The sequence below is a fragment of the Rhizobium sp. SEMIA4064 genome (genome assembly GCF_003025035.1).
GTDB lineage: Bacteria > Pseudomonadota > Alphaproteobacteria > Rhizobiales > Rhizobiaceae > Rhizobium > Rhizobium paranaense.
In genome coordinates this window covers 199,404-216,955 of the sequence record NZ_PYJN01000013.1, presented here as the reverse complement: position 1 = coordinate 216,955, position 17,552 = coordinate 199,404, and the positions used below count along the sequence as shown (strand labels likewise).

Sequence of the window (17,552 nt, the reverse complement as noted above, 5' to 3'; positions counted from 1 at the left end):
CGCCTTAAGGTTATGGCTTACCGACGGCCTGACGCATCGGCAGCAACTGCATCACCTTGTCCATGTCGATGGAGGCCAGGCCGAAATTCCGATCCTTCAAATCTTGAAGTCTCCGAGCAGTGACAGCAACAGAACGGCGGATTTGCTCTTCGGTATGGTTGCAGGTGATGAAGAAGCGCAGACGCGCCATGCCTTCCGGCACGGCCGGATGAATGATAGGCAGCACATTGATGCCTTCGCTCAGCAGATCGTTGGAGAGCTGCACCGCTCGCAGCGAATCGCCGACGATGACAGGAACGACGGAAAAGCCCATGCTCAAACCGGTATCGAGGCCCGCCTCCCTAGCGCATCGCAGAAAGAGGCTGCCGTTGCGCCTGAGCCGGGCTGCCCTGTCCGGTTCGGATTCCAGGATTTGCAGGCCAGCCATGGCCGCCGTCGCCAGAACGGGGGCAAGACCGACACTATAGACAAAGCCACCGGCCTCCGCCTTCAGGATATCGGCGAGCGCGCTACTGCCGGCGATATAGCCGCCGCAGCTCGATGTCGTCTTCGAAAGCGTTCCCATCCAGATGTCGACATCGCGCGGATCGAGGCCGAAATGCTCGAACGTGCCGCGGCCCCTTTCGCCGAGGATGCCGAGCGCATGGGCCTCGTCCACCATCAGCCAGAAACCGTAACGGGCCTTCAGCTCCAGCAGCGCCGGGAGATCGGCGACATCGCCGTCCATGGAATAGATGCCTTCGACAATGACGAGGATACGGCGAAAATCGGAAGACAGCGTTTTCAGGATGCTTTCGAGATTTTCGACGTCATTGTGCTTGAACAGGCGCCGCGCCGCGCCGGAAAGCTTGATGCCGGCAAGGGCGCTGTTGTGGATGAACTCATCGTGGATGACGAGATCCTGTGGCCCCAGCAGACAGCCGATGGTCGCAACGTTGGTCAGGTAGCCGCTGACGAAGCAGACAGCGGCATCGACGCCATAGAGCCTGGCGAGCTGTTGCTCCAGCTCGACATGCACCGGCCGCTCGCCGGCGACAAGGCGGCTGGCGGAAGCGGAGATGCCAAAGCGGTCGATAGCCTCCTTGGCACGGGCTGCCACGAGTGGGTCGGTGTTGGTGGCCAGATAGTCATAGGAGGCGAAATTGACGAATTCCCGCCCGCCCATCTTCGTCGTCGCGCCGGCGGCGGTATCATGCGAGCGGTAGAAGGGATTGACGATGCCGGCCATCTCGCCGGCAATCTTCTGCGTCATGACGCGCTTGTACTCCGGCAAATCCTCGAAGCGCAGGGCTTGGCGAACCGGCTGTTGCGGTTGTCTGTTCAGCCGCTCCACCCGGTTGCGTCCGGAGGATTCATTGGCGCGGCGCATCTGCTCCAGCAAGCTGCTTTTCTTATCGCCGGGCGGCATGTCGTCATTGGCATCCTGCGTCATGACTGTGCGGCTCTCTTCTGCGGCGATTGCAGGGAGTGGCTTTGGACCAACCGGCTGACCACCTGATCCTCGCTCGCCGCCGAAACCTCGCCCCCCCCGCCACTGCGGTTCATGACCCGATCACGCAAGCGGCTGACGACGTCGCTGACCGTCGTCCCCTCCCCGATTCCGCTCAAGGGAATGTCAAAACCGGTCTTCTGCTGGAAACTGATGCCGAGCTCCATCGCCATCAGGCTGTCGAGGCCGATATCTTTCAGCACCTTGTCGGGTGTGATCGTATCTTCGGTCACACGCAGGATCGCAGCAATTTCCGAGGCGACGACAATGTGCAAAGCAGCCTGCGCCTCGTCCTCGGATTTGCCTTTGATCAGCTCGCCCAGATCGATGATATCGCCATCGTTCAGGGAGTTGTGATCGCGCGCGTGGCGCATCAGCGGCTCGAACAGCGACCGGGCGGCAATCGGCAGCATGCGTGCGGCACTCCAATCGATCTCGGCGATCATGACGGCCGCGGCATCGATCTTGCCGGTATCGGCAAGCATGTAGCGTTCGACCTGCTCCAACGCATCGCGCGCCTTTAGGGCGGCCTTGCCGATTCGCTTGGATAGGAGCTCGTTGACCTCGATATTGCGGGCAAGAAATCCCTTGTCCGCAATAGCGCCGAAGCCGATGGCAAGCGCCGGCAGTCCGGCAGCACGGCGTGCACGCGCCAAACCTTCGAGATAGCCGTTTGCGGCGACATAGTTCGCCTGCCCCGGATTGCCGAGCATCGTCGTCGCTGACGAAAACAGCAGGAACAGATCAAGGCGGTCATGCTGAGTCAATCGATGAAGATTGTCGGCGCCTCGGACTTTCACGTCGATGACTGGCCGATTGCGTTCCGGCGTCAGGTTGGCGAGCAGCGCATCATCCAGGACCATGGCAGCATGGATGATGCCCTTCAGCGCACCCTCGGAACGAAGTGAGCCAAGCAGTGCCTCGACAGCGACCTCATCGGTGATATCGCAGACGTGCAGTGTTGCCACGACGCCTTTCTTCTCCCATTCGCCAACGGCCTTCTCCGTCTCCTCATCGGCGACGCCCCGGCGCGAGCACAGCGCAATGCGGCGCGCGCCCTTGGACACCAGCCAGTCGGCCGCCGCAAGACCGAAACCGCCGATGCCGCCAGCCACAAGGAAAATACCGGCGGGATCGAGCCGCAGGGACTTGGCCGGCGCCGGCAAGAGATGATCGACACCAAGAACGGGCGGACGAACGACGATCTTGCCGATATGACCGGCATTTTGCATCAAGCGGAAAGCGCTGCCGATTTCGTCATAGCCGAAGGCACGATAGGGCAGCGGCGTGAGCTTGTGATCGGCAAAGAGCTGACCGATTTCCGCGAAGATCCGCTTCGTCAAGGCGGGAGCGTTGACCAGCAACTGGTCGGCGTCGATGCCGAAATAGCTGATATTGCGGCGGAAAGGGCGCAGCCCGATCTTGCGGTCGGAATAATAGTCGCGCTTACCCAGTTCCAGGAACCGCCCGAACGGCTTGACCAGCTCGATGCTCCGCTCCATCGCTTCGGAAAACAGCGAATTCAGCACGAGATCGACGCCTTCGCCTCCGGTCACATGGCGCACGCCCGCAACGAAATCGAGCGAGCGGGAGTCGAGCACATGGTCGGCGCCGAGCATTTGCAGGAAACGGCGCTTCTCGATCGTGCCGGCGGTGGCGATCACCTTTGCCCCTTTGAACTTGGCGATCTGCAGCGCGGCAAGACCGACGCCGCCAGCGGCACCATGGATCAGGATGGTTTCGCCCGGCTGGATGCGCCCAAGCTCGACCATGGCGTAATAGGCCGTCAGGAAGGCAACGGGCACCGTGGCCGCGGCGAGCGTGTCCATCGTCTCCGGCAGCTTGGTGACGCCGTCGCGGCGCACGCGCACATGGGTCGAAAACGCAGCGGGACCGATGCCCATGACTTTGTCGCCCGGCTGGAGATCGCCGACACCAGAGCCGGTTTGCAGCACGCGACCGGCGAACTCCATGCCGATCGTTGCGCCAGCAAACCCATCCTCCAGCGCCTCTTCCGGCAACAAGCCCATGGCCCACATGACGTCGCGGAAATTGAGGCCGGTCGCTTCGACGGCAATAATGACCTCGTCGTCCGACGGTGCCGGCAAATCCGACGCTTCCCAAACGACGCTGTCCAAGCGGCCGCTCGAATGTTGCCGGATCGTCGCCGCGACAACGTCGCGGCGGTTCATCTCGGTCACCGCAAACGGACCCGCAACGGCCCGGATTTCGCGGATCTCGCCGGTTACCCTGTCGAGCGCCCACTCCCGGTTATTAGTCTCAGCGAAAAGAACGGTCTCAATGGCCGCAATCGCCCACTTGTCGTCCGTTTCGGCATCAAGGAGATGCACGTCGAAGCCGTCATATTCGTTCTGCAGCACGCGCGCGAAGGCCCACAGTCCGGCATTGGCGCTATCAATCCGCTCCTTGGCAAGCGGCGAACCGCCCGGAGCCATGATGACAAGGCGCGGCCTGTCGCCCTCTGCATATCTGATAAGTGTATCGGCCAGCTCTTTGAACACCTCAAGCCGCATCTGCGACGGATCGGACGCGCCGCGGGCGCCCTCCCGTTCCGCCACATAGAGAATGCGGCGCGGATGATGGGACGTCATGACACCGGCGAGGTTCGAAGACCCTGCCCCAACGTCGACAGCGATCACCTGCATATCGGAAAAGCCGATACCCTCTCCGCGCTCGGACAGAACCAAAAGCGGCGCGTCGGCGCTTGATAAAGCAGGCTCGTCTTCGACCTGACCTTCGGATGCAGCCGCCGCGGTGATCAGCCCGCCTTCCGGGAAAACCTGCTCCTCGAGCTGTACCTTGCTGAAACCGAGCACCGCAAGAATATCCTCGACCTGCTGCAAGGTCCCCAATTGGCCGACAGGGAATTCAGACGATTGACTGCCGGCGAACCATCCTTCCGACAGGCCAAAGGCAAAATCGTTGAAGACGCTCGGTGCGCGATCGGCAAACAGGAGTTGTGCACCACGCGCGGCAGCGCTGCGGATGGCGGCTTTCAGCCCATCATCATGCGATAGAAGAAGCTGGCTCTGATCGCCACAGGCAATGATGACGTCGGCGAGCGGTTGATCGCCAAGCCTGCCGGGCTCCGTGACGATGACATGTGCAGCGCCCTCAAAAGCGATTTCAAGCGCGCGGCGCATCTGCTCTCGCGGTTCGGCGATGATCAGGCACGCACCAGCGTTGGCGGCGACCGCTGCCAACCGCTGGCTGAAGGCGGTGGATGTCGAACCAGCTTCCAAAATGTGGCCGATGCTGCCGGGATTGGCCTCGACGGCAGCCACCAGCGCCTCAGCAATCAACGAAAGCCGCTTGCCGCTCAAGGGCGAATGAACAAGCACATGCTCCAGCGTCGCTCCTCCAGCCGCATGAACTGCGGCCTCGGCCTGCTGTTGGCCAAGCACATATTTATGGACAGCGGCCAGACGCTCCAGGGCCTCGCGATAGGCATTGTTGACGAGAATGGCTTCGGCAACCCGGCCGGCATCCTCGCGATAAAGCTCCTGCAGGGCTTCGCTCACCGTCGGCAAGGTAAAATCGAGCGGAATATGCCATCCGCCATCGACACCCGAAGCAATCCCCGCATCCTCGAGAATATAGAGGCAGTTGATCAGAAACGGCCGGAATTCCGGATCGCCGGGAAGGTTTGAAAGCGAGACCGCTCCGTCTCTGCCTGCGACCGTGAGCGCGATCTCGTGGCATGCCCGGTAGATCGCCGCATCGAGAAGCAGGGTCGCATTATTGAGCGAATGATTTCCATCGAGGCGGCGCAGCGGCGAAGCATCCGGCACGACCATGTTCGACACGGACCGACGCCTAAATATCGTCGATGGCACGGTCTCATAGTGGAAGGCGACGGAATCGAGCGTCGTGTGCCGGCGCAGATAGGTGCGGCGGAAGCGGCAATCGTCGAAAACGGCAATCTCATCGCCATCGCCCCCGAACATGCGGAAGCGGGCCTTGATCGAATTATTGCTGAACCGATCGATCTCTATGATCGCTTTGACAACGGGTTTTCTCTTGCCCGCAACTCGCACGGTGCCGAAACGAACCGGAATATAGGGAGCCCCGGCCTCGTCGCCGGACAGTTGATCGAAGAGCGCGACAAGACCGTGAAATGCCGCATCGATCGACATTGGATTGAGGTTGTAGGTCACGAACGGATGGGTGGGCGCGGCAGCCGGCTTGAGGTCCACTTCAATGATATTGCGCCCGAAGGCGACAGCTTTCGACAGAAGCTGGAAATGCGGACCATATTGCAGCCCGAAACGCTCCGCCGTCTCATAGGTCTTCTCGGACGTCAGGACGGATTTCTGTTCCTCGAACCGCCGCGCGGCCTGGTCCTCGGCGCTGCCATTGCCGGTCGGCTTGCGGCCGCGGGCGACTGCATGAACGGTCCAGTCGTCGTTGCTCAGCCGCTCACGCGAGCGGATCTCGATATCACCGGTCTCCGGGGAAAGGATGGTCGACAGTTCCACCATCCGATCCTGGCGCAGCTCCAAGGGTCTGACGATTTCGAGATTGCCGATCTCAACCGCATCCGTCTGGTAATATCGCTGAACAGCGATGACCGCGATCTCGATAAAACCGCTGCCTGGCAGGATCGATTTGCCGTCGACGACATGTTCCGCAAGGTCGGCGAAGAGATGTGCATCCAGATGGTTCTTCCAGGTGGACGCGTTAGGGTCCGTACGCCAGCCGAGCAGAGTATAAGGGCTCTTGCCGTCGCGGCCGAAAATGTCGATTTCGTCCGTTGTCGGCTGCGAACGCAGCCCCACTGGTTCGAACGGCAAAGGCGGCAGCTTGACGAAGGCATTGCGCGTGGCGCTGCCGCGCGAACGCTGCGCCGGCGCACCATGCGCGACAGCGCGCGCAAAGGCCTGCGAAACCGGATCGCGGCCGGAGAGCGCCGGCTCCCGCAGCAATGTCGGTATAGCAATCGCCTGGACGGACGCCTGTTTGGCGATCTCCGTCACATAATTCGACAGGATCGGACGCGGGGCAATTTCAATGAACAGGTTGCACCCCATCGCCATCGCCGCCTGACAGGCGGCCTTGAAAAGCACGGGATCGCGGACGTTTCGCCACCAATATTCTGCGTCCAGCAGATGGCCGTCACAGGCAGCGCCGGTCACCGTCGAAATGAAGGTACCGAGGCCCGCATCCGGCGCAACATCAGGCAGATCGGCCAGAAAGGCATCCTTCGCCCGATCGATGATCGGATGATGGAAGGGATAGTTGATGTCGAGGATATGAGCGACGATCTGCGACTTGCGGGCGGCCTCCCTGAAAGCTTCGATCTCGTCGACGGGACCAGAAATCGTTATCGAATTCGGCGCGTTGATCGCCGCGATGCAGATATTGTGGAGACCGTGCGATTTGGCGAAGGCGAGTGCTGCGTCCTCGTTGAGAACGACCGCTGCCATCTTGCCTTCTCCGGCAAGAAGATCCTGATGCAGCGAACGCTTGGCGACGATCGCGACCGCCTCCGCAGCCGTCAGCGCTTTGGCCGCGTAGGCGGCGGCGATTTCACCCACGGAGTGGCCGAGGACGGCATCGGGCTTCACGCCCAGCGCCGAGAAACAGTCCGACAGGGACGCTTGAATTGCAAAAAGCAGAGGCTGTGCGATCTTGGTGTCGGCGATCTGCAGGGATAGATCGGGAGAAACCAGAATATCCGTCAGCTTCTGGCCGAGATAATATTCGAAGAGTGCGCTGAACGACTGAAAACATTGCCGGAAATGGCTATTTTCCCGATAGGCCTCGATGCCCATGCCCGCCCATTGCGAGCCGTTGCCGGAAAACACGAAAGCGATCTTAACCGCCTGACCCGGCACTTCGCCCACTTCACCGGCGGAATTCTCACCGCCGAGATGCGCATCGATCGCCGCAAGCACTGCGGCGCTGTCTTTGGCCTTGGCCGCGAAGCGGTGGCGCATCGGCTCGCGATTGGCAGCCGCGGACGCGATGATTTGCCGGGCTTCCTTGGGCTCTGCGCGCTCGAGCCGGCTCTTGTAGTCTTCAAGCAGCTTCGAGAGCGCCGAAGCCGTGTGGGCGCTTGCAATGAATGTCGTGCCTTCGCCGCGCAACTGCGGCTCGGGCGGAGCCACCGGATCAGGGTCGCTGATGACGACATGGGCGTTCGTGCCGCCGAAGCCGAAGGAATTGATGCCGGCAAAGCGTGGGCGTTTGGCCGGAAGAAGCTCGACGGCCGATGTGTTGACCCGAACGTTCAAGCCTTCGAAATCGATGGTTTCATTCGGCTGCTGGAAATGCAGCGATGCCGGCAGGAAATTGTTCTCCAGCGCAATCATCGCCTTCAGCAGACCGAAGAGACCAGATGCAGGCTCGGTATGGCCGATATTGGACTTGATCGAGCCGACCGGCACCGGCGCCCGGCGATTCCGGCCGATGACATCGCCGATCGCCCAAATCTCGGCGGGATCGCCCACCTTGGTTCCCGTACCATGGCCTTCGACGAAGGCGACGCGATTGACGTCGATGTTTTGCCCTTCATAGATCGAACGCAGCAAAGCTGCTTGCGCATCGCGCGAGGGCAAGGAAATCCCATTCGTACGGCCAGAGGAGTTCACCCCGACCGCATGAATCCGCGCGTAACTGCGATCCTTCTCGCGCAGAGCGCGATCCGTTCTGCGCAGGACGATGGCAGCGCCGCCTTCGGCGCGAACGTAGCCGCGGCCATTGTCGTCATAGGCGCGGCAAAGCCCTTCCGGCGACAGCATGCGCGCCTGCGAAAAGCCGACGAAGGATAGCGGATGGACCAGAAGGTTGATGCCGCCGACAATCGCCGTATCGATATCGGCGCATTCCAGCGCCCTCACTGCCTGATCGAGCGCCACGAGCGACGATGAACAGGCCGTATCGATCGTCATACTCGGACCACGCAGGCCGAAAATATGCGAAATGCGGTTGGAGACGATCGAGAGCGTGTTGCCCGCCATGAAATATGGGCTGCCGGCGGCCGGATCTTCGGCAGTGAGATTGCCATGGTCAAGCGACGAAGCGCCGACATAGACGCCGACCCTTTCACCCTCGAAGCCGTCGACCGGCAAATTCGCATCTTCCAAAGCCCGCCAGACGAGGTTCAGAAGGATGCGCTGCTGCGGATCCATCTGCATCGCCTCGCGCTGCGAAAGGCCGAAGACCGCTGGATCAAAGGAGTAGATGTCCGCCATGACACCGGCGGCGTAGCTATAAGTCTTTCCTTGCGTGCCGACGACGGGATGCCAAAAACGCGCGAGATCCCAGCGTTCATCGGGTATCCGGGTGACCGTGCAACGTCCTTCCTTGAGGACGAGCTGCAGCTCTTCGATCGAATCTGCCCCCGGGGCAATGCTCGCCCGCCCGATAATTTCAACCGTCATAATCTCTCGGCGTCGTCTTTAAAATTGCATGGGATGAAAGTAGCCATATTTGCTTATCAACCGTTCACACCATAATTGCCTGCGGTTGTCACCTGCAAAAAACCGGGTTCAGAACACCATATTGACAAACAACACTAACATGATCCGGGACGGAATAAGCCTAGCCGGCCACAACCCCTTATAGAAGAACCAGCATCGGAATTTCAAATATACGGAGCAGCTTGCCAGTTCCGATCATTCACTGTCGATCAATAAATTCCCGTCTTTCGACGATGGGTATGTTGACGCGGCCCTTGAAACTCCCGGCAAAGCTATTCAGCGCCACCTGACGATCAAGCCAACGTCATTGTCCCAAGTTGGCGGCCGTCGCAGCGCCCTGGGAGGCTATGTTGAGCGGTGCGCCGACAAGCGTCAGGAATTTCCTGATATCGACCGAGGGATGGCGCGATACATAGATGACGTCGCGGCTCTTGATGGGGAAGGTCTGGCCGACGATGAGGCTGTCGGGATGCGACATGTCGAATTTATAGACGATCGGATAGCGCCCCTTAGAATCCGCCACCATTCCCTTGCGCTCGAGCTCCTGGAAGCGAGCGGCGCCGAGCAGGTTTTGAACGATTTCCGGCTCTTCGTAACGGAACAGGAAGAATCCTTGCGCATTGGCGGCTTCATCGACCGCGCCATGGCCCAAAGCGACAGCCTCCAGCAGATTCAGGTCATTGGCCCCGAACTCAAGACGGCCATCGCCCTTGACGGCACCAAGAAGAGTAAAGGTCCTGGGATCACGCACGAGGAAAATCTGGTCGCCAGGCTGAACATAAATATCTTCAGTGGGATGTTCGATGATCGATTTTAGAAGAACTGTCCCGGTCCTGTTGCCGCGAACCAACGTTACGTATGTCTCATAAGGCTGAGTGACGGGTCCGCCCGCCTTGGCAATCACCTGCGTGATTTTTTCGCCGGTCAAATCCAAGGGAACCAGCGACGGACGGCCGACAGCACCGGAAACAGTCACCGTGCGTGACGATGTGCCCATGCTCGTCACGATGACGTCGGGTTCGACTGCCTTGCTCGCCAGCGCCGCCAGAATCGCCTGACGGGCCTGTTCCAACGTCTTGCCCGCAAATTTGACCGTGCCGGCATAGGGAATGGCCGCGGTCCCATCCGGTTGGACGATAATATCGAGGGACACCTGTTTCGATTGGGCCGTCGAAAACAGGCCGTCGGCGCCTGCCTCGAAGATGGTCACCTTCAGCGAATCGCCGACGCCGATCACGACCCGCCCGACAGGGCCGCCGATCCCGAACCGACGATTGAGCGCGCTAGAAACGTAATCCGAGACAAAGCGCGCCGTACGGCTGTTGATGTCGACGACATCGAAGACGGCCACATTCTTGCGCCCAAGTTCTGCGCCCGATTGCCCGGCATCACCGTCTATCGCACCGGCCAGCGGCCCTTCGCTCGAGACGGAATTACATCCCGCCAGAACCACGCAAACCAGCAACGCCGCCCCTACGCGAATCAATTGAATAACCTCAAAATCAATATCGGCTGGCCTCACCGACTCAGGTCAGGACAGCGCATTATTCATAAAATCCGTCGGCGCCCTGAAAAGCATAATGGGAGCCCCTCAACAAGCCGATTCTGCACGGGTGCCGCGAAAAAATCTGTGTGCGATCCTATGAGCATATTTCTAAACTCACGTTACGGCAGCACACTCTTTGCGATATAGACTGAAAGCAGAAACAAGGCAATTTATACGAGAAATATCTAAGCAAATTAAATTAATAGTCACTGAATGATAAAGGAATCCGTTAAATAACGACATCAAGATATATCTTAAAGCCTCTGCGTCCTATACGACGAATCGGAGCAAGCATCTCTTCCTTTTCATGAGGGCACCCTTGCTTATCATAGCCTTGCGCTCTAAACCGTGGCCAATATTGCGGGTCAAATAAAGCAATCCAAGATTGTTAAAACGATGAATTCATCCTTCGCGGGATTGCCATGATAGCAGGGAAGTTAGGCGCAAGTTTTCGTCGTTACTCAAAGGGTCTCGAAAGAAACCGCAATGTGGATTGCGCCGTCCAACAGGATGCTGTGGTGATTTGACCTCTTCCTCCGGCTTAGAGGCGTGCCCAAAACCGGACCCAAATACCGATGGAAATGAAAGTGCTGTCGATGCTCGGTTTTGCAAAGCGATCCAGAAAAAAGGTGTCCGAGAATTCTCTGGAAGCGATATTTGACCAATACGAGCAGGGCAAACCCGATCATCAGAATGCGATTGATGCCCTTCCCGGCTGGAATAGCGCCTTTCCCGTCGCCCTTAATTTGAATGCCGGAAAACATCATCTTTATGCGGACGACCGAATAGATTGGGCTCTACGGTCATTTGGCTCGATTGCGGGAAAGACGATTTTGGAAGTCGGACCATTGGAGGGGATGCATACCTATATGCTCCACCGCGAGCGTCCGGCGCGAATCGATGCGATTGAGGCAAATCGGCTTTGTTTCCTGCGATGCCTGGTGACAAGGCAGATTCTCGATATCAACACCGCTTCGTTTTTGTTGGGCGATATTCAGGCATGGCTTACCGAACACGACGAGATCTATGATTTCGCCATAGCTTCGGGCGTCCTCTATCACATGGCCGATCCCGGAGAGTTTTTGAGACTGTTGGCCAGCCGCGCGAATGCCATTTTTATCTGGACGCATTTTTTTCTCGAAGAAGCGATGCCGGCGGGCGATGTGCGCCGCAATCCCTTCAGCGGAAAAGTCGAAACGAAGATGATCGAGGGCGTTCCGGTACGCTACTACGAACGCAGCTATCAGCATGCCAACTCGAACGCATCCTTCTGCGGTGGAATGAAGGATCGCCATTTTTGGATGCACAGAGACGATATTTTAACGCTGCTGGAAAAGCTTGGATTCAGCGACATCGTAATCAAGGATCAGGACCTCAGCCATTCCGGCGGACCTTGCTTTTCTTTCTTGGCCCGCAAAGCGCATGCGGCTCCGTGATTGATACGTGGGCCGAAGCTCGGCGCCCGAGAGTATTTTGGATAATCTTAACGTGTTTGAAGGCACCTACGACAATTTGACGGTTCTTGAAGGCCCCCATTCCTTCCCTGCCGGCAAGCTTGAGACGCCGGAGGGCATCCGTGCTGTTTAATCTCGAATATGATCGGGGCACGGTCCTGGAAGGCTATCTCATTCCGGACGGATTTTCTGATCTGCCGCATATCAGGGTGTCCGATGCGGACGGCGAGCTAATGGTCTTACCTTGCGACCAGATCAAGGAGGCGGTTGTCGCTTCGGGCCGACATGAGAACGGGCGGGTAGGCTTCAAGCTGGACACATCGATCATTCCGGATATTGCCGAGCGACATACGCTCATGATCCATGATGCCAAGTCTGGATTGCTGATTTACCGGCGGCCGCAGGTGTCGCAGCCGGTTCCGCTGAAGATCCTGCGGCTGGAAACGCAGCTCCTGCCCATGGCCAAATTCGACTATCGCTGCGGCCGCCATTTCCAATATGAGCTGTCGTCCGTGGAGCGCTTCGGCCATGAAACCGCGCTCCAGGCCTTTCATCTCAATGCCATCCAGTCGATCTACATCAGCGGACGGCTGCTGCTGCGGAACTACGAGGAGTTTCTCGACAAGGGATTCAAGGCCATCGTTCTGCTCACGGACCCCTATTACGAATTGGCGCTGCGCATTTTCCTTTTGAAACGCATGGCAAAGACCCAGATCTCTTTCTTTGGCGACCGGGACAAGATCATCCTGGCGCCGGCGGCGGAACACTTCGCCGAGGTTGATCTCGAAAGCGAGGCATCCCTTAAATCCGCGCTCAAGAAAGCGTCGCAGAATGTCAGAAACGTTCTGCTGTCACCCGTGACCCGCCAATTGGTCGCCAGCACTCCGGAGCAACTCGTCAAGCGTAGCGACGTCGCCGCGGCGATCGACCTGCTTTCACGATTCACCATTGTCGGGCACGATGCCGACAGTTTTCATTTTCAGGACGCGATCGGTGAGCTGCTTGGCATTTCCATCGGCGATCTTCCGCTGCCGTCGCGGCATACCGCTCTGGAGGACGTTGCTACGAGATTACGCACGTTGCATATTGCCGAACTGATACTCGAAGAAGATTTGATTTTTGATCATTATGTGCGTGAGGCGATGAAACCCACCGCGCCGGAATTGCGGAAAGCGAATACAAGCCGACATGCCCAAAATAGCCATTGAAGAGACGATCGATCAGCAATATCCGCGGGCAAAACCGGCACGGCAGATCTTGCCGTCATTGTTTCGGCGACGGCTACCGGAACGGCACCGGCACGATGATCTGGAAGACATCGAATATTTGCCGGTACCCGGCACGCACGAACCAGCACCCCAAGCCGGTGGCAAACCGCCACTGCGGCTCCTCAGCTTTCTGTTGATCGTTATCCTGCCGTTTCTGGCGAGCTTGATCTATTACGTCTTCATCGCCTCGGATCAGTATGTTGCCGAAGCCCGTTTCGCCGTCCGCGCACTCTCCGGCACCAGTTCGGATGATAAGGGCGACGGCAGCGGCGGGTCCGAAAATAGCGGCGGCGCAGCAGGCCTTCTCAACATGCGTTCTGCATCACAGGATGCCTATGTCGTCACGAGCTTCATTCACTCGACCGAGATCCTGAAACGGATCGGCGAGAAACTCGACTATCGATCCATGTTCGCGCGGCAGGATGCGGATTTTCTATCTCGATTCCGCTCCACGCAATCCGATGAGAAGTTCCTGAACTATTGGGAAAATCACGTCAGCGCCTATATTGACGTCTCTTCCGGTATCATCACTTTGAAGGTGCGCGCGTTCACGCCCGATGATTCGGTAAAGCTCTCCGACGCCATCATTCAGGAGAGCGAATCGTTGATCAACGAACTCTCGCAGCGCGCGCGCAATGATATTGTGCAAAGCATGCAGGCGGATGTTGAGAAAAGCGGCAAGGCCTATAACGACACCCTGACCGCGCTCAACCAATTTCAGCATCAATCCGGGCTTCTCAGCCCGGAGGCTCAGGCCAAGGACAGTAGCACGCTGCTGACAGGACTGCTTGCGCAGAAGCTCGAATTCGAAACGCGCCTGTTCGTAATGAAGCAGTCACATGCCAAGGGTTCTCCGACCTATCAGCAGCTCACGCTCGCCCTGCAGAGCCTTGACGCTCAGATCGACAAGAAGAAAGCGGAGCTGACCGGGCCGGAAAATGCCAGTCTTGCCAAAGCGCTGCTGGAATACTCCAAGCTCGACACAAACCGGATGATTGCGGAGAAGCTCTACGAGGCTTCCCAGAAGAACTACGATGCGGTGCTCGCGGAAGCGCTTCGAAAGACGCTTTATTTGGCGGTGTTCGTAAAACCGGCGCTTCCGGACGAAGCTATCTTTCCGCACCGGATCACGACACCGCTGATTATATTGCTTGGCTTAGCCGTTCTCTGGGCAACGCTTTCGTTGATCTGGGCGTCGGTGCAGGATCATCAGATATAGGCGACATGCGCGATGATCCGCTTCAAGAACGTATCGAAACACTTCAAGACCCAGAATACCAAGAAAGTAATCCTGGATCGCGTGAGCTGCGAGTTCATGTCCGGCTATTCCTATGGCCTGCTCGGCGTGAACGGCGCCGGAAAGTCCACGACGATGCGGATGATCGCCGGCACCATGCTGGCAAATTCGGGCAAGATCACCAAGGACGTTCGGGTGTCCTGGCCGTTGGGCCTTTCCAGCGGCTTCAATCCCTATATGACCGGCCGCGCGAATCTTCACTTCGTCGCCCGCGCCTATGGGGAGGATGTCAGGCGCGTCTCCCGTTTTGTCGAAGAGTTCGCGGAACTCGGCGACTATATCAACGCGCCGGTACGCACCTATTCTTCCGGCATGGCGGCCCGATTGGCTTTTGGGCTTTCCATGGCGATCGAATTCGAGTGCTATCTCGTCGACGAGGTTCTGGCCGTCGGCGATGCCCGGTTTCAAGAGCGCTGCCGCGTCGCATTTGACAGCCGACGGAAACATTCCGACATCATCATGATCTCGCACAGCATGAGCATGATCAAATCGCATTGCGACAAGGGAATGGTGCTCGTCGACGGCAGGCTCATATTTTTCGATCAGGTCGAGCAGGCCATCGAAGCCTACTACAGATTGAACAGATAAGATGCGACGGGTTTTCAACTAGGTCCCATATGGCTCACGATACCGGAAAGACATCTGAAACTGTTCAGCTCAGTGCGATCCAGCACAGCCGCGACGTTGCCGCGAAACTGTCGGTGACTGCGCGCAAATTGCGCTTTTCGACATCGAAGCGAAGCCAATTTTACAAAGCAGTTGGATTGCGCCCCCGCCCGATGGAACAAATTCTCGGAAGGGCCATATTGGCTTTTACGGTGTTGTTTCTGGTTATTCCGAACGCCGTTTCGATCTATTACTTCTCACGAATGGCTTCGGATCAATTTCAGTCCGAAACGCGCTTTACCGTCCGGTCGTCGACGCCGGCGCTCGGCAAGGACCAACTGGCCAAGGTAACCGGCCTGCCATCGGCGCAGATCGTTCAGGATACGCTGATCGTTACCAATTTCATTGCCAGCAAGGACATGGTGGCCGCACTCCGGGCCAAAGTCGACTTCCAAAAACTCTATGGAAACCCGGCGATCGATCCGCTGGCGAGACTCAAGCAGGATGCGACTTCGGAGAAGATGCTCGACTACTGGAAGGACATGGTCTCAGTCAAAATCGATGCCAACAGCGGTATCGTGACGGTCAAGGTCCGTGCCTTTTCCGCCGCCGATGCGCAAAAGATATTGCAGGAGGTCGTTGCTGCCTCCGAAGCCGTGGTCAACGACGTCAACAACCGCATCTGGCGCGATGTCATCACGACAGCTCAAACCAATTTGGATAATGCCAAGAATCAACTGCAGAAAGCGCGAGAGCAGCTTCAGCTTGCCCGCAACCAAACGGGCGTCCTCAGTGTCGAGGGATCATCTGCAATCCTCTCTGGCTTGATAGCCAGCGTTCAGACGGACAAGATCAATCTGCAGCAGAAATACGATGCCTTGCTCGGGACGGTGGCGCCCAATGCGCCGCAAATGAAGGTTCTGAAGCGCGAAATCGACAGCAAGCAAAAGCAACTGGACGATCTGAACAGCCAGGTGGCAGGGCAGAATAAATCTGCGCAGAACCTTGCCGACGTGTCGGTCGACATGTCCCAACGACAATTGGAGCAAAGCCTGGCCGAACAGCAATTCGCCACCAGCATGAAAACGCTGGAGCAAGTGCAGTTCGTCAGTAAGCAGCAGCTCCTCTATCTCGACACATTTCTTGCGCCGGACCTGCCGGACGAAGCGGAATATCCCAAACGAGGACTCTGGATCGGCGGTATCTTGGCACTGACCCTGGCAATTTGGGGCATTGTCGTCGGCCTGCTGACAAGCCTGCGAAACCGCCTGGCGTGATCACGCTCCGTCAATCACCCATGCAAAGTCTGCGCGACACCATCTATGGATCAATACCCAGGCCGCAACCTTCCGCTGCGCCTATCGACGGTATTCGCCCGCCCGCGAAACGACTGCTCGTCCTGTCGCGATATCCCAACCCCAGCGTCAGCTACTATCTGGAGGAGCGGAGCAAAGCCCTTGCCGATATTCCCGTTATCGTGAAGGGGCTCGATGACGGATTGGATGACGTCGATTGCGAAGGACTGTTCGTCATCATCTGCCGCTACATCAAGAAGCCGCAACTGCGCTGGCTGGAGCACCGGCAAAAGCGTCTGGCGGGGATAGCCTATTTCGTCGACGACGATATTCCCGCCGTCATCGCGGGCGACGAAGCCAATTGGCTCTATAAATTCCGACTGCTCAATTTCGCTATCCGGCCGCTCCCGCGCCTCAACCGATTGCTTACCCATTTGTGGGCCTCGACCGAGCACCTGGCCGGCACGCTGGCAAAGTCGGGCCATAAGGTCGACATCCTCGCGCCGATGCCATCACCCCTCACCCGCGGATCGGTCGAGAGGAAGGATGAAACTGCGGCGTCGCTGAAGATGGTCTATCATGCGACCGGTATTCACCGTCACGAGCACGAGTTCCTGATGCCGATCGTCAGATCTGCGATGAACAAGCATGGGAATTTGCATTTCGAGGTCTTTGCCGATGGCTACCTTGCGCGTCGATGGTGTCGTCAGAGCATCGAGCCGGCTAGAATGACGATACACCCGCAATTGCCGTGGTCGTCCTACCTCGCAAGGACCACGGACCATGGTTCCGACATTGCCCTGGTGCCGCTCTTGGCGGGAAGGACCAACGACAGCCGCGCCGACACCAAGCGGATCGATATAAGCCGCATGGGAGCCGCCGCCATATTTTCGCAATGCGCGACGTTTGCACGCTGCGCCGTCTCTGGCGAGATTCACATCGGGAACGCGCCGGAGGAATGGCTGATGGCCATCGATCAGCTTGTGGAGGATCGAGACCAGCGAATTGCCGCGCGCAATGCAACACTGCAATCCATAGAAAAAATGCGCCAGAGCGCGACGCCGGCATTTCCAGGCATATGTTTTGACGGGCTTGGTGATATGGCTTGATGGCCAGCCATGGAGACGCTCTCTGTGGCCGGGATTTGGATAT

The 17,552-nt window shown here is 58.2% G+C and carries 9 protein-coding genes; 6 read left to right on the top strand and 3 right to left on the bottom strand.

What is annotated here, in order from left to right; all coding sequences use genetic code 11:
- Window positions 1-10: 10 nt before the first annotated feature.
- The 3 genes from C9E91_RS07545 to C9E91_RS07535 form a co-directional block, all read right to left on the bottom strand.
- Window positions 11-1,432, bottom strand: coding sequence for an aminotransferase class I/II-fold pyridoxal phosphate-dependent enzyme (locus tag C9E91_RS07545; RefSeq protein WP_107107733.1), 1,422 nt, complete (start codon window positions 1,430-1,432; stop codon window positions 11-13).
- Window positions 1,429-8,895, bottom strand: a complete 7,467-nt coding sequence (locus C9E91_RS07540; protein ID WP_107107732.1) for a type I polyketide synthase — start codon at window positions 8,893-8,895, stop codon at window positions 1,429-1,431. The genes C9E91_RS07545 and C9E91_RS07540 overlap by 4 nt, the downstream gene beginning before the upstream one ends.
- A gap of 343 nt (window positions 8,896-9,238) precedes the next feature.
- Window positions 9,239-10,417 carry a polysaccharide biosynthesis/export family protein gene (locus tag C9E91_RS07535; RefSeq protein ID WP_107108112.1) on the bottom strand — a complete coding sequence of 393 codons (1,179 nt, stop codon included), beginning with the start codon at window positions 10,415-10,417 and terminating at the stop codon, window positions 9,239-9,241.
- A 638-nt stretch (window positions 10,418-11,055) separates the two neighbouring features.
- Here C9E91_RS07535 and C9E91_RS07530 point away from each other — a divergent pair.
- From C9E91_RS07530 to C9E91_RS07505, 6 genes are all read left to right on the top strand, one after another.
- Window positions 11,056-11,916, top strand: a complete 861-nt coding sequence (locus tag C9E91_RS07530; protein WP_245407447.1) for a class I SAM-dependent methyltransferase — start codon at window positions 11,056-11,058, stop codon at window positions 11,914-11,916.
- 140 nt (window positions 11,917-12,056) lie between these two features.
- Window positions 12,057-13,142: a hypothetical protein gene (locus tag C9E91_RS07525; protein WP_107107731.1), complete on the top strand. Its 1,086-nt coding sequence runs from the start codon at window positions 12,057-12,059 to the stop codon at window positions 13,140-13,142.
- Entirely contained in the window at window positions 13,123-14,421 is a 1,299-nt protein-coding gene (locus C9E91_RS07520; protein WP_107107730.1) for a KpsE/RkpR family capsule polysaccharide export protein, read from the top strand. The genes C9E91_RS07525 and C9E91_RS07520 overlap by 20 nt, the downstream gene beginning before the upstream one ends.
- A 12-nt stretch (window positions 14,422-14,433) precedes the next feature.
- Window positions 14,434-15,087 (top strand): ABC transporter ATP-binding protein, encoded by a 654-nt coding sequence (locus C9E91_RS07515; protein WP_107107729.1) that lies wholly within the window; start codon window positions 14,434-14,436, stop codon window positions 15,085-15,087.
- A complete protein-coding gene (locus C9E91_RS07510) occupies window positions 14,994-16,382 on the top strand; it encodes a KpsE/RkpR family capsule polysaccharide export protein (RefSeq protein ID WP_245407446.1) in 1,389 nt (462 codons plus the stop codon). The genes C9E91_RS07515 and C9E91_RS07510 overlap by 94 nt, the downstream gene beginning before the upstream one ends.
- On the top strand, window positions 16,379-17,509 hold the full coding sequence (locus C9E91_RS07505; RefSeq protein ID WP_245407445.1) for a hypothetical protein: 1,131 nt from the start codon (window positions 16,379-16,381) through the stop codon (window positions 17,507-17,509). The genes C9E91_RS07510 and C9E91_RS07505 overlap by 4 nt, the downstream gene beginning before the upstream one ends.
- Window positions 17,510-17,552: the final 43 nt, after the last annotated feature.

Coding starts and splice junctions, on each gene's coding strand:
- C9E91_RS07515 (WP_107107729.1), top strand. CDS start 14,434: ATGATCCGCTTCAAGAACGTATCGAAACACTTCAAGACCCAGAATACC.
- C9E91_RS07530 (WP_245407447.1), top strand. CDS start 11,056: ATGGAAATGAAAGTGCTGTCGATGCTCGGTTTTGCAAAGCGATCCAGA.
- C9E91_RS07545 (WP_107107733.1), bottom strand. CDS start 1,432: ATGACGCAGGATGCCAATGACGACATGCCGCCCGGCGATAAGAAAAGC.
- C9E91_RS07520 (WP_107107730.1), top strand. CDS start 13,123: ATGCCCAAAATAGCCATTGAAGAGACGATCGATCAGCAATATCCGCGG.
- C9E91_RS07540 (WP_107107732.1), bottom strand. CDS start 8,895: ATGACGGTTGAAATTATCGGGCGGGCGAGCATTGCCCCGGGGGCAGAT.